The organism is Pseudomonas baetica, assembly GCF_051216495.1.
Lineage (GTDB): Bacteria > Pseudomonadota > Gammaproteobacteria > Pseudomonadales > Pseudomonadaceae > Aquipseudomonas > Aquipseudomonas baetica_B.
This window is the reverse complement of the sequence record NZ_JBPKAM010000140.1, coordinates 1-12,540: the sequence shown is the minus strand read 5'-3', so window position 1 is coordinate 12,540 and position 12,540 is coordinate 1. Positions and strand designations below refer to the sequence as shown.

Genomic DNA, 12,540 nt, shown 5'->3' with positions numbered 1-12,540 from the left:
ATGTTCATCCCACACGCAAACCCTACGTAGATAACCCTCTTTCGGTAGGCGCTTCTGAGGATGGTGGCCAGTTCAGGCGAAAACCCAACCCCCCCCCCCCCCCCCCCCCCCCAGCTCCTACAGATAGCCGTTAAAGCGTGCCGAATACCTTTTTCGCCAAGCTGGTCGCAGCCGCCGCCGGATCCTTGCGAATCACTTCTTCCTGCTTGCCGATCATCTCGAACAAACCGTTCAGTGCCTGTTCGGTGACATAGTTTTCGACGTTGGCGCTCTTGGCGTCGATGACGCCCATGGTCGCGGCCTGGCCGGCGAAGGCGTTGTATTGTTGGGCCAGGCCCACCTGGTCGGTGGCTTGCTTGACGATCGGCAGGAACTTGGCGCGGATTTGTTCGCGGCTGGTTTTGTTCAGGTACTGGGTGGCCGAGTCGTTGCCGCCGCTGAGAATGCCCTTGGCGTCATCGACGGTCATCTTCTTCACCGCATCGACGAGGATCGGCTGGGCCTGGACCACGGCGGTTTCCGCGGCTTTGTTCATGCTGGCTTCCAGTTGGTCGACCTGATCACTCATGCCGAACTGCTTCATCTTGCTGGCGACCTTGCCCAGTTTGCCTGGCAGTTCGATTTTTACGTCCGGGTTGTTGCTGAAGCCGCCCGGCGTACCGAGTTGTTTCACGGCCAGTTGCGCACCTTGGGTCAGGGCGTCCTTGAGACCGCCGGTGGCGTCTTTTTGCGACAGGTCGCTGAGGGACAGCGCCAGGGCGCTGGCGCTGATCATCAAGCCTGCGCACAGGCCGGCAAAGCGAAGGGTAGGGCGGAGCATGGCAACTTCCTTTTTCAAAAAGACACTTGTTTCAATAAGCCCTAGCGGGCCGCGTCAACACGGACCTTCACGGGTTGCGGGTCAGTGCCGTCCAGGCGCACGGCGTGGTTCTCGGTGGTGATGAACAGCAGTTTGCCATCGACTTCGATGCGTGCATTGATCGAGTAACGGTGATTGGGCTCGATCTTCTCAGGGTTGTAGCTCAGATGGAATGGTAGTGGCACCTGGCCTTTAACCGGGCCGCGTTGTTCGTCGATGACCTTGGCTGGCGCATCGGCCAGCGAGATGTCTTGCAGGCTGACGCTGAGGATCGCGTTCTGTGGCAGCGCGATGCGTTGCAGGTAGAAGACTTCGCCGTCGAGGGATGCCTTGGGCGCCGGCGTTGGATGTTGGCAGGCGGTGAGCAGTACGGTCATGGCTAACAGAGAGAGCTTTTTCATGGCAGATTTCCTTCTCATGTGGGAGCGAGCCTGCTCGCGAAGGGTGCGACATTCAACACTTTAGTCGTCTGACACACCATTTTCGCGAGCAGGCTCGCTCCCACAGGTTTTACATCAGGTCTCGGATTGGATGACAGGTTGGTCCGCCGCATCCTCGCTGCGATGCAACGCCACCTGCCGGATCGACAAGCGAATCTCCGCCGGCAGCACCCGTTTGGCCGCGCCTTCGGCCAGTTCGCCCAGCAGTTCGTGATAACCCAGCTTGCCGGCCTCGTCGCGCTTGAGCACCTCGAGATCCAGCATCGTCTGGATGAAGTGGCGGAACAGGCTCTTGTCGAAGAACTCCGGTGCGTTGAGGCCATGCAGGATCGACAGGCGCTGGGCCATGACCGTGCAAAGGTCTTCCAGTTCTTCGGCGCTGATGCTGTTCTGGCCGCTGTTGAGCAGCAGGGAAACGGTCATGTAGAAGCGCTGCAGGGTCTGGGCGATGCTTTTCGACAGCAGCGTCAGCAGCACGAAATGCCGTGAGCTCGGCGCCGGGCGCAGGTAGACATCGTTCTCGAAGCGCAGCAGGCCTTGTTCGACGAACGCCTCCAGCCATTGATCGATCACAGCATCCAACTCGTCCAGCGACCAGCGAATGAATAGCTCCGCTTGCAGGTACGGGTACAGCGCGCGGGTGTAGCGCAGGATCTGTTCGCGGCTCATGCGCGAGGCACTCTGGAAGAAGCTCGCCAGCAAGGCCGGTAGCGCGAAGATATGCAGTACGTTGTTGCGGTAGTAGGTCATCAGGACGGCGTTCTGCTCGTCCAGATAGAGAATCTTGCCCAGGGCGTCACTCTGCTCGGACAGCAGGTCCATGTCCTTCACATGCTCGATCAGGGCACGGCCGTCACCCTCTGGCAGCGTGGTGTGCGGCGAATACGGAACCTTGCGCAGCAACGCCAGATAAAGGTCGAGCACCCGGGCCATGGCGCGGTCGTCCAGGGCCAGGCGGCTGGTGGACAGCAGTGCCAGGGCCACCAGGTTGACCGGGTTGATCGCCGCCGCTTCGTTCAGGTGCTGCGCGACTTTCTCGCCCAGGCGGTTGGTGGTTTCGTTGAGCCAGGCAGGTCTGAATTGCGGGCCGAGTTCCTGTTTGCGCCAGTCCGGTTGTTCGCTGTCGAGGAAGTCGGCCAGTTTGATTGGCTCGCCAAAGTTCACCGCGACCTGGCCAAAACGCTGCTTGAGTGCACCAATGACATTGAAAATATCGAAGATCGATTCTTTTTTCTTGCTCGCCCCGCGCAATTCGCCCAGATAAGTGCGGCCTTCCAGCACGCGCTCGTAGCCGATGTACACCGGCACGAACACGATCGGCATCCGCGAAGACCGCAGGAAGCTGCGCAGGGTGATCGCCAGCATCCCGGTTTTCGGTTGCAGCATGCGCCCGGTGCGCGAACGGCCGCCCTCGACGAAGTACTCCACCGGGAAACCTTTGGTGAACAGGGTGTGCAGGTATTCGTTGAATACTGAGGTGTACAGCGGGTTGCCCTTGAAGGTACGGCGCATGAAGAACGCACCGCCTCGACGCAGCAGGCCACCAATCACCGGCATGTTGAGGTTGATCCCGGCGGCAATGTGCGGCGGGGTCAGGCCGTTGCGGAACAGCAGATAGGACAGCAGCAGGTAATCGATGTGGCTGCGGTGGCACGGCACATAGATCACTTCGTGACCCGGAGCGACCTTCTGCACACCTTCGATGTTGTTGAGCTTGATGCCGTCGTAGATCTTGTTCCAGAACCAGCTCAGCACCACCTCCAGAAAACGGATCGCGGTGTAGGTGTAGTCCGAGGCGATCTCGTTGCCGTAGCGCAGGGCCTGGGCCTTGGCTTTCTCCGGTGAAATGTTTTCGCGCTCGGCTTCATCGAGAATCGCTTGCTTGACCAAGGGCTGGTTGACCAAGCCTTTCACCAGATTGCGACGGTGGGAAATGTCCGGGCCGATCACCGCGGCTTTCAGGTTGCGAAAGTGTACCCGCAGGATGCGTTGGGCCATGCGCACGGTGCGCTCGTGGCCCTTGTTGTGCGCGACTAGCTCGCGCAGGTGGATCGGTGCGGAGAATTGCACGCGGGTCTTGCGACCGAGCACGATGATGCTCAGCAGGCGACGCAGACGCCCTGTGACCGCCCAGCTGTCGGCGAACAGCAATTTCCACGGACTCGATTCGCTATCCGGCGACTGACCCCAGAACACACTGACGGGAATGATCTGCGCATCTTCGGTGGCGTTCTGGCTCAGGGCGCTGACCAGCCGGGTCAAGGTCGGCGGGGCACCGCGCTTGTCCTGGCGGCCGAGCCAGTCCGGATCCGGGGTGAGATAGAAGAACGCTGCCGGCTCCAGCAGGTTGCCCACCGATACCGGCAGCACCGGGCGCGGCAGGCCGGCTTTTGTGCATTCGGTATCGACCACGGCGAGGTCGGTCAGCGAAGGGTTTTGCAGGACATAGAACACCGGACGACTGCGGTCGAGGTTGAGGGTGAACGACGACTGGTTGATCGTCTCCGAGCGAACCCAGAGGTACAAGAGTCGGCGCAGGGTGCCAAACACAAGACGGCGAAGCGGGGAGCGGGTCATACGGCATCTGCTTGAGTGGATGAACCGAGCGTTTGCTCGGGAGCGCGTTAGTGTGCCGGATTCGCCGAAAATCGGCAAAAAAGCGGCCATTAAAGTCCTGTTGAGAGATTAAACGTCTGACATATACTCGGCGCTCTGTCGCCGCTGCCCTTCATGGGACGGCATGTGCAGGCTGACGTTCCCGAGGCTTTCCTGCGAAAAGCCCGATCAATAATAAAAAAGGAGTATGAACAGATGGCAACACGTGAAACCGGCAACGTGAAGTGGTTCAACGACGCCAAGGGCTACGGCTTCATTCAGCGTGCGGATGGGGTGGATGTGTTTGTGCACTACCGCGCGATTCGCGGTGAAGGCCACCGTTCGCTGACCGAGGGGCAGCAGGTGGAGTACGCGGTGGTGCAAGGGCAGAAGGGGTTGCAGGCCGAAGACGTCGTCGGCCTGTAAACATCGCCCAAAACAACTGTGGGAGCGAGCCTGCTCGCGATTGCGGTGTATCAGTCGACATCATCGTTGGCTGACACTCTGCAATCGCGAGCAGGCTCGCTCCCACAGGTTTTGTGTGCGGCTTTTTTAAGCCGTTTTCCAGGTGATTTCTTCTTCACCATCGGCGCTGATGCGAATCCAGCGGTCTGCTGTTTCCTCACCTTCTTCCTCTACCCAGCTACCGGGTGCACAACGCACTTCGACATTCAGCGCGGCAAACGCGGCGCGGGCGCAGGCGATGTCGTCGTCCCACGGCGTCTGGTCGCTTTCCAGGTACAGGCTGTTCCATTTGCCTACGGCCTTGGGCAACCAGGTCACTGGCACGTTGCCGGCCTTACACTTCCAGGTCTGGCCTTTCTGTACCCAGTCGGTGCACGGACCCAATGCCGCACCGAGCCAGGCCGCGATGGCTTTATGGTCGACGTCGGCGTCTTTCAGGTAAATCTCGATATCGGGCTGGCGCATGGATGTCCTCACTGCGTGTCTGAAAAATCCATTCGCGGATTTAGCCGGTCTCGAACCATTGGCCAAGACCAAAAATTATTTGGGTTATTGAAGTACGAAATAATCGTAGCGCATCGAGACGGTGACCTCGAACGGCTCTGCCTGTTCGATGACCGCAGCCCGTCGCTCGGCACTGGCGCGCCAGCCGTGGGGCGTCATGGCCAGCAGGTTCGCCCGGTCCTGGCCACTGGCAAGGGTCAGTTTGAACTCCAGGGTTTCGCTGTGCGCCAGCGCCATGCCCTCCGGTACCAGGGCCAGGTGCTTGTCGTCGGTGTATTCCCGGACTTCGTCGTAAAGCCGCTCACGCAGCTCCATCAGGTGGCCGCTGGTCGGTCCGACTTTCATCAGGCCGCCACCGGGGCTGAGCAGGCGTTTGGCTTCGTTCCAGTCCAGTGGGCTGAAAACGCTGGCCAGGAACTGGCAGCTGCCCGACGCCAACGGTACTCGGGCCATGCTCGCGATCAACCAGGTCAGCCGAGGGTTGCGCTTGCAGGCGCGTTTGACCGCTTCGCGGGAAATGTCCAGCGCATAGCCGTCGGCGTCCGGCAGGGCCTCGGCGATTTGTGCGGTGTAGTAACCCTCGCCACAGCCGATGTCGACCCAACGCGCCGGCGCATAACCGGCTGCCAGTTCCGCCAGGCGCCTGGCCACCGGCGCATAGTGCCCGGCGTTGAGGAAGTCGCGACGGGCTTCGACCATCGCCTGGTTATCCCCTGGGTCACGGCTGTTCTTGTGCTGCACCGGCAACAGGTTCAGGTAACCCTGGCGCGCACGGTCGAACCGGTGTCCGGCGGGGCAGACCACGCCGTTGTCCACCGCATTGAGCGGTTCGCTGCAGATCGGGCAAGCGAGCATCAGGCGAGCAACTTGACGAGGGTCTGGTAGTAGATCTCGGTCAGCACATCGAGGTCGGCCGCCAGTACGCGCTCGTTGACCTGGTGGATCGTCGCATTGACCGGCCCCAGCTCGACCACTTGCGTGCCCATGGTCGCGATGAAGCGTCCATCGGAAGTGCCGCCGCTGGTGGACGCCTTGGTTTCGCGACCGGTGATGTCCTTGATGCTCGACGACACCGCGTCCAGCAGCGCGCCCGGTTCGGTGAGAAACGGCAGGCCGGACAGCGCCCAGTCGATGTGCCAGTCCAGGTCATGCTTGTCGAGGATGTCGGCGACGCGCTTTTGCAGGCCTTCGACAGTGGACTCGGTGGAGAAGCGGAAGTTGAACACCGCCACCAGATCACCGGGAATCACGTTGGTCGCGCCGGTGCCGGAGTTGACGTTGGAGATCTGGAAACTGGTCGGCGGGAAGAAATCGTTGCCGTGATCCCAATGCTCGGCGGCAAGTTCCGCCAGGGCCGGGGCGGCGAGGTGGATCGGGTTTTTCGCCAGGTGCGGATAGGCCACATGACCCTGCACGCCGCGCACGGTCAGCTTGGCGCCGAGGGAGCCGCGACGGCCGTTCTTGACCACATCGCCTACCAGGCTGGTGCTCGATGGTTCACCGACGATGCACCAGTCCAGACGCTCTTTCCGCGCCGCCAGGCGTTCAACCACTGCCTTGGTGCCGTGATGCGCCGGGCCTTCTTCGTCGCTGGTGATCAGGAAGGCGACCTTGCCCTTGTGATCCGGGTAGTCAGCAACGAAACGCTCGGCCGCTACGGTCATGGACGCCAGGCTGCCTTTCATGTCCGCCGCACCACGCCCGCAGAGCATGCCGTGTTCGTCGATCACCGCGTTGAACGGGTCGATCTGCCAGGCGGTCACCGGGCCGGTTGGCACCACGTCGGTGTGACCGGCGAAGCACAGCACCGGGCCGTCGTGTTTGCCGTGGGTGGCCCAGAAGTTATCCACATCTTCGATGCGCATCGGTTCCAGCGTGAAACCGGCATCGCCCAGGCGCTGCATCATCTGCTTCTGGCAATCGGCGTCGACCGGCGTCACGGACGGACGGCGAATCAGGTCGATGGCGAGTTGAAGGGTCGGCGAAAGGTCGGCGTGGGCCGTCATGGAAAACTCCGGAAACTTGAAATTGGGCAGAGGCCAATGTGGGAGCCAGCCTGCTGGCGATGGCGGTGTGTCAGTCAACATAAAGGGTGATTGTTACATCGCTATCGCCAGCAGGCTGGCTCCCACAGGGATGGGTATCACGCCAAGCCCTGCAAAATGGCGGTTATCTTAAAGCAAAACGGCGACCATTGGCCGCCGTTTAGTGCATCGGTGAAGAATTAGACCGCTGGTGCCGTTTCGACTTCGGCTGCAGGTTTTGGCAGCGACGACAGGAACGCCATGATCAGCGCTGCCAGGTACGGCAACGACTGCACCAGCAGCATGGTGACCCAGAAGCGCATGTCGTTGCTTGGCATTCCGTTGACCAGGAAGATCCCCAAGGCCGCGCCCCACAGCAAGAGCATGATGAACAGCTCTTCCCGCGCTTCCGAAATCGCCACCCAGAAGCCATGGTTATCGGCGTTCTTCGGGGTGCGGAAAAACGGAATGCTGCTGGTGAAGAAGCCGTACAGCACCGCTTTGGCGATGGTATGCGACAAGGCCAGTCCCGCCAGGGCCGCGCAGAACGCATCCTTGAGGTTCACGCCCACGGCGCGACGGTAGAGGAAGATGATCTTGCCGACCTTGAACACGAACAACGCCAACGGCGGGATCGCGAAAATCAGCAACGGCGGATCGACCCGCTGCGGCACGATGATCATCGCCGCCGACCACAACAGCGCACCGACGGTGAAGAAGATGTTCATGCCGTCCGCCACCCACGGCAACCAGCCCGCGAGGAAGTGGTAGCGCTGGCCACGGGTCAGCTCGGTGTCCTTGCCGCGCAACAGGGCGCGGGTGTGGCGTTTGATGATCTGAATTGCGCCGTAGGCCCAGCGGAAGCGTTGTTTCTTGAAGTCGATAAAGGTATCGGGCATCAGGCCCTTGCCGTAGCTGTCGTGGTAATACGCCGCCGACAGACCTTTCTCAAACACGCGCAGGCCCAGCTCGGCGTCCTCGCAGATGCACCAGTCGGCCCAACCCAGTTCTTCGAGCACCGAGCGCCGGGTCATGGTCATGGTCCCGTGCTGGATGATCGCGTCGCGGTCGTTACGGGTGACCATGCCGATGTGGAAGAAGCCTTTGTACTCGGCGTAGCAGAGCTTCTTGAACGTGCTTTCGTTCTGGTCGCGGTAGTCCTGCGGCGACTGCACCACGGCGATTTTCGGATCGGCGAAGTGCGGCACCATGTGCTTGAGCCAGTTAGGGTGCACGCAGTAATCGGAGTCGATCACCGCGATCACTTCGGCATCCTTGGCGGTATGCGGGATCAGGTAGTTGAGCGCACCGCCCTTGAAGCCGGCCAGTGGCGCGACGTGGAAGAACTTGAAGCGCGGGCCGAGGGTTGCGCAATAGTCGCGCACCGGTTCCCAGACCGCCGGGTCCTTGGTGTTGTTGTCGATGATCAGGACTTCGAAGTCCGGATAGTCGAGGTTGGCCAGGGCATTGAGGGTCTGTTTGACCATCTCCGGCGGCTCGTTGTAGCACGGTACGTGGATCGAGACTTTCGGGCGGTAGCTGGAATCGCCGACCACCGGCAGGAATTCCCGGCGCCGCTTGTGAATCCACACCGCTTCGGCCAATTCGTGGGCTTCGGTGAGCAATACGATGAATACGCCGAGTGCACCGAGGGCGAGCAGGAAACCCACCGTCAGGCTGAACCAGGTGCTGTATTGCTGACTGTAGTCATAACCGATCCACACCAGTACCGAACCGCAGAGGAACGCGATAAAGGTCAGGAAGGTACGGCCACGCTGGCGCAGGGCCGAACCGTCGATCATCAGCAGGGTCAGCGACAGCAGGGCCAACACCACCGAGCCGATGGCCAGCACGCGCCATTGCGGAATGGCGACCACGGGGCCTTCAAAGTTGAATTTCTGCTGGCGCGCGGCGTTGAACACGCCCCAATAAGCGCCGACCGAACCTTCGTCACTGGCCTTCCACGGCTGATCGAAAGCTTCGATCACGAAGTAGTTGAACCCCTGACGGTTGAGCTTGTTGACCAGGGTGCGCAGGTAAATTGCCTGATCCGCCGGCGAGGCATCGGCGCCACCGCGCATGCGGCCATTGCTCGGCCAGCCGATTTCAGACAGCAACAACGGTTTTTTCGGGAACATCTTTTTCAGGTCGCGGGCACGGTCGAGGACGAACTGCCCGGCCTTGTCCATCGGGATGAATTCCCAGTAGGGCAGGACGTGGGCGGCAATCAGGTCGACGTGTTTGGCCAGCTCCGGATGCTCTTCCCAGACGTGCCACTGTTCGGAGGTCGTGACCGGCACCTTTACAGCGGCACGGACGCGATCGAGCAGGACGCTGAGTTCCTGGGCGGTGATTTCCTTGCGGAAGATCGCTTCGTTACCAACCACAACACGCACGACGCTGCGCGAGGAGTTGGCGAGTTCAATGGCGCGGGTGATCTCCCGCTCGTTGCGTTCCTGGTCCGGGCTGATCCAGATTCCCAGGGTCACTCGCAGGCCGAACTCCTCTGCCAGTTTCGGGATGTTCTCCAGCGTGCCATCGACCGAGTAAATACGGATGTTGTCCGTCAGTTTGCTCATGATCTCCAGATCGCGGCGCATCTGGTCGTCAGTCGGATACTGCTGTTTCTGTGGGAATTGCCCCTGCTGGAACGGCGAGTAAGAGAAGCCGGAGATCTGTTCAGGCCAGTTGGGGGCGGTGACCGGGCGGTTGATCAGCGCCCAGAAGCCGGTAAACAAGGCCGCGATGGCGAGCACCACGACCAGGTTGAGTCCAAATTTACGGGATGACATGGTTATTTCGGGTTCCAAAGGCTGTGGAACGAGGGAACGGTTGATTGCCGCCAAGGGGCGCGCATCCTACACCGGGCCTTCCCTGACCGCACAGCAGACAGGGAATTGCCTGATATTGGGCAATCCGGTTTCACATAAGTTCTTACTCTTGTAGCTTGAAGCTTAAAACTTGTAGCTGCGAAGCCCTATAATGCGCGCCGGTTTTTGAGGTGTAGGTCATGAGTACAGAAGATCCGCGGTTTGCAGGCATCGCCCGCTTGTATGGCATTGAGGGGCTGGAGCGCCTGCGGGCGGCCCACGTGGCGATCGTCGGTGTCGGCGGCGTCGGTTCCTGGGCGGCGGAAGCCATGGCTCGGTGCGGTGTCGGTGAGATTTCACTGTTTGACCTCGACGACGTCTGCGTCAGCAACGCCAACCGTCAGTTGCACGCGCTGGACAGCACCGTCGGCAAACCCAAGGTCGAGGTGATGGCCGAACGCCTGCGCGGGATCAACCCGGACTGTACGGTGCACGCGGTGCCTGATTTCGTCACCCGCGACACCATGGCCGAGTACATCACGCCAAACATCGACTGCGTGATCGACTGCATCGACAGCGTCAACGCGAAAGCGGCGCTGATCGCCTGGTGCAAGCGTCGCAAGATCCAGATCATCACCACCGGCGGGGCGGGCGGGCAGATCGATCCAACGCTGATCCAGGTCTGCGACCTGAACCGCACCTTCAATGACCCGCTGGCTTCGAAAGTGCGTTCCACCTTGCGTCGCGACTACGGCTTCTCACGCACCGTGACCCGTCATTACAGCGTGCCGTGCGTGTTTTCCACCGAGCAACTGCGGTACCCGAAACCGGACGGCAGCATTTGCCTGCAGAAGAGTTTTGTCGGCGATGGCGTGAAGCTCGACTGCGCCGGCGGCTTTGGCGCGGTGATGATGGTGACGGCGACGTTCGGCATGGTCGCGGCGACCAAGGCGGTGGACAAGATTGTGGCCGGGGTACGGCGGCCGGCGGATCGGGTCAAACCTCAGGTTTAAGCGTTGCTGCTGATGGCCTCTTCGCGAGCAGGCTAGCTCCCACATTGGAATGCTTTCCCTTGTGGGAGCTAGCCTGCTCGCGAAGGCGATTAACCCGCCAACTCATTCATCCGCTGAAGCACCGCATTCAATCCATTGCTCCTTGACTGGGACAACTGCCGACCCAGCCCCAACTGATTGAACCAGCCCGCCAAATCCACCTGCTTCAACTCAGCCGCAGACAACCCGTTGACCCGCGCCAGCAGCAACGCCACCAACCCGCGAATCAAGCGTGCATCGCTATTGGCCTTGAACAACCAGTGGCCATCATTCAGCTCGCCCACCAGCCACACCTGGCTTTCACAGCCGTGCACTCGGTTGGCGTCGCACATTTCCATATCGCTCAACGCGGGCAGACGTTCGCCCCATTGCATCAGCAGGCGCGCCCGTTGTTCCCAGCCCGGCAGATTTTGAAAGGCTTCCAGCGCTGTCACGGCGTCAGCAGGCAGACTCATCGCAGCAACTCCAGTGCTTGATCCAGTGCGTCGAAAAACCGCTCCAGGTCTTCGGAGTCATTGTACAGGGCCAACGACACCCGAATCGCGCCAGCCAGGTGAAGGCTCTTGAGCAGCGGCATGGCGCAATGATGACCGGCGCGCACGGCAATCCCTTGTTCGGTCAGCAGGTGCGCCAGATCCGAGTTATGCACACCCTCGATGGTAAAACTCGCCAGTGCCACTTGCGGCTTGCCCAACAGGTGGATGCCATTGCGGGCCTCCAGCCCCTTGAGCAGGTAGTCATGCAGCGCCGCTTCGTGAGCAGACACCGCGTCCTGATCGAGCCCTGCGAGGTAGTCCAGTGTCGCCCCCAGTCCGATCACGCTGGCAATCGGTGGCGTACCGGCTTCAAAGCCCAGCGGCGCAGGGCGGAAGCGTGCGTCGTGATAGTTGGCGTCCAGCACCATCTCGCCGCCGAATTGCCAGGGGTGCAGCCGTTGCAGCGCTTCGTTGCGCCCGAACAACACGCCCAGGCCATCGGGGCCGTAGAGCTTGTGGCTGGAAAACACATAAAAGTCGCAACCCAGTGCCTGCACGTCGTGGCGGCCATGGACCACGCCCTGGGCGCCGTCGATCACCGTCAATGCGTTGTGCGCCTTGGCCATCGCCAACAGCGCGGGCAGGGGTTGCCAGGCGCCGATCACGTTGGACAACTGGCTGACCGCCAATAGGCGCGTGCGTGGACCGATCAATCGTGCGGCGGCTTCAAGATCGATCACGCCGTCGGCGTCCAGCGGCAGAATCACCAGTTTCAACTCGCGGCGGTGTGCCAGTTGCTGCCACGGCAGCAGGTTGGCGTGATGCTCCAGGGCGCTGATGACAATTTCATCGCCCGGATGGAATAGAGGTTCCAGGCCATAGGCCAGGAGATTCAGCGCGGACGTCGCGCCGTGGGTGAAGATGATCTGCCCGCTGTCACCGGCATTGAGCCATTGCGCGGCTTTGCGGCGGCTGTCCTCGAACGCCTGGGTGGCGTGGGCGCCGGGCAGGTGTTGCGCCCGATGGACGTTGGCCGCGCCATTGGCGTAGTAGTGCGCCAGGGCATCGAGCAGGGCTTGGGGTTTTTGCGTGGTGGCGGCGTTGTCCAGATAGGTCTGGTCTTGCCGTTGCAGCGCGGCGATGGCCGGAAAATCGGCGCGCCAGGGAGAGGGAATCATCATGCTATTCGGCCTATACGCCTGACACTGTGGGGGGGGGGGGGGGGGGGGGGGGGGGGGGGGGGGGGGGGGGGGGAGGGGCGGGGGGGGGGGGGGGGGGGGGGGGGGTGGGGGGGGGGGGGGGGGGGGAGAGAGGG

General features: G+C 61.4%; 11 protein-coding genes. 2 read left to right on the top strand and 9 right to left on the bottom strand.

Annotated elements, in window-relative coordinates; genetic code table 11:
* Positions 1–130 precede the first annotated feature (130 nt).
* The 3 genes from ACSFE6_RS28750 to plsB all read right to left on the bottom strand — a co-directional run bounded on the left by ACSFE6_RS28750 (position 131) and on the right by plsB (position 3,876).
* Positions 131–820: a DUF4197 domain-containing protein gene (locus tag ACSFE6_RS28750; protein ID WP_435430771.1), complete on the bottom strand. Its 690-nt coding sequence runs from the start codon at positions 818–820 to the stop codon at positions 131–133.
* A 41-nt stretch (positions 821–861) separates the two neighbouring features.
* Complete coding sequence (locus tag ACSFE6_RS28745) at positions 862–1,260, bottom strand: YbaY family lipoprotein (RefSeq protein ID WP_435430770.1); 399 nt, start codon at positions 1,258–1,260, stop codon at positions 862–864.
* A 114-nt stretch (positions 1,261–1,374) separates the two neighbouring features.
* Positions 1,375–3,876 (bottom strand): glycerol-3-phosphate 1-O-acyltransferase PlsB, encoded by a 2,502-nt coding sequence (plsB, locus tag ACSFE6_RS28740; protein WP_435430769.1) that lies wholly within the window; start codon positions 3,874–3,876, stop codon positions 1,375–1,377.
* Positions 3,877–4,110: 234 nt separating this feature from the next.
* On the opposite strand from plsB, the gene ACSFE6_RS28735 reads away from it, so the two are divergent.
* Entirely contained in the window at positions 4,111–4,320 is a 210-nt protein-coding gene (locus ACSFE6_RS28735) for a cold shock domain-containing protein (protein WP_435430768.1), read from the top strand.
* A 126-nt stretch (positions 4,321–4,446) separates the two neighbouring features.
* Here the strand turns inward: ACSFE6_RS28735 and ACSFE6_RS28730 are convergent, their stop codons facing one another.
* The 4 genes from ACSFE6_RS28730 to ACSFE6_RS28715 form a co-directional block, all read right to left on the bottom strand.
* Positions 4,447–4,824, bottom strand: coding sequence for a hypothetical protein (locus ACSFE6_RS28730; protein WP_435430767.1), 378 nt, complete (start codon positions 4,822–4,824; stop codon positions 4,447–4,449).
* A gap of 84 nt (positions 4,825–4,908) precedes the next feature.
* Positions 4,909–5,718 (bottom strand): putative RNA methyltransferase, encoded by an 810-nt coding sequence (locus ACSFE6_RS28725; RefSeq protein WP_435430766.1) that lies wholly within the window; start codon positions 5,716–5,718, stop codon positions 4,909–4,911.
* Positions 5,718–6,869 (bottom strand): succinyl-diaminopimelate desuccinylase, encoded by a 1,152-nt coding sequence (gene dapE / locus ACSFE6_RS28720; protein ID WP_435430765.1) that lies wholly within the window; start codon positions 6,867–6,869, stop codon positions 5,718–5,720. Before dapE ends, ACSFE6_RS28725 begins: the two co-directional genes overlap by 1 nt.
* 218 nt (positions 6,870–7,087) lie before the next feature.
* Entirely contained in the window at positions 7,088–9,679 is a 2,592-nt protein-coding gene (locus tag ACSFE6_RS28715; protein ID WP_435430764.1) for a glycosyltransferase, read from the bottom strand.
* Between the two features lie 218 nt (positions 9,680–9,897).
* Between ACSFE6_RS28715 and tcdA the strand changes: the two genes are divergently transcribed.
* Complete coding sequence (gene tcdA / locus ACSFE6_RS28710; protein ID WP_435430763.1) at positions 9,898–10,710, top strand: tRNA cyclic N6-threonylcarbamoyladenosine(37) synthase TcdA; 813 nt, start codon at positions 9,898–9,900, stop codon at positions 10,708–10,710.
* 89 nt (positions 10,711–10,799) lie between these two features.
* On the opposite strand, the gene ACSFE6_RS28705 is transcribed toward tcdA, so the two are convergent.
* Together ACSFE6_RS28705 and ACSFE6_RS28700 are read right to left on the bottom strand one after the other, a co-directional pair.
* Positions 10,800–11,204, bottom strand: a complete 405-nt coding sequence (locus ACSFE6_RS28705) for a SufE family protein (RefSeq protein WP_435430762.1) — start codon at positions 11,202–11,204, stop codon at positions 10,800–10,802.
* On the bottom strand, positions 11,201–12,406 hold the full coding sequence (locus ACSFE6_RS28700; RefSeq protein ID WP_435430761.1) for an aminotransferase class V-fold PLP-dependent enzyme: 1,206 nt from the start codon (positions 12,404–12,406) through the stop codon (positions 11,201–11,203). Before ACSFE6_RS28700 ends, ACSFE6_RS28705 begins: the two co-directional genes overlap by 4 nt.
* Positions 12,407–12,540: the final 134 nt, after the last annotated feature.

Bases quoted from the DNA above. Each gene is read 5' to 3' on its own strand.
- ACSFE6_RS28750 (WP_435430771.1), bottom strand. From the start codon at position 820: ATGCTCCGCCCTACCCTTCGCTTTGCCGGCCTGTGCGCAGGCTTGATG.
- ACSFE6_RS28745 (WP_435430770.1), bottom strand. From the start codon at position 1,260: ATGAAAAAGCTCTCTCTGTTAGCCATGACCGTACTGCTCACCGCCTGC.
- plsB (WP_435430769.1), bottom strand. From the start codon at position 3,876: ATGACCCGCTCCCCGCTTCGCCGTCTTGTGTTTGGCACCCTGCGCCGA.
- ACSFE6_RS28735 (WP_435430768.1), top strand. From the start codon at position 4,111: ATGGCAACACGTGAAACCGGCAACGTGAAGTGGTTCAACGACGCCAAG.
- ACSFE6_RS28730 (WP_435430767.1), bottom strand. From the start codon at position 4,824: ATGCGCCAGCCCGATATCGAGATTTACCTGAAAGACGCCGACGTCGAC.
- ACSFE6_RS28725 (WP_435430766.1), bottom strand. From the start codon at position 5,718: ATGCTCGCTTGCCCGATCTGCAGCGAACCGCTCAATGCGGTGGACAAC.
- dapE (WP_435430765.1), bottom strand. From the start codon at position 6,869: ATGACGGCCCACGCCGACCTTTCGCCGACCCTTCAACTCGCCATCGAC.
- ACSFE6_RS28715 (WP_435430764.1), bottom strand. From the start codon at position 9,679: ATGTCATCCCGTAAATTTGGACTCAACCTGGTCGTGGTGCTCGCCATC.
- tcdA (WP_435430763.1), top strand. From the start codon at position 9,898: ATGAGTACAGAAGATCCGCGGTTTGCAGGCATCGCCCGCTTGTATGGC.
- ACSFE6_RS28705 (WP_435430762.1), bottom strand. From the start codon at position 11,204: ATGAGTCTGCCTGCTGACGCCGTGACAGCGCTGGAAGCCTTTCAAAAT.
- ACSFE6_RS28700 (WP_435430761.1), bottom strand. From the start codon at position 12,406: ATGATGATTCCCTCTCCCTGGCGCGCCGATTTTCCGGCCATCGCCGCG.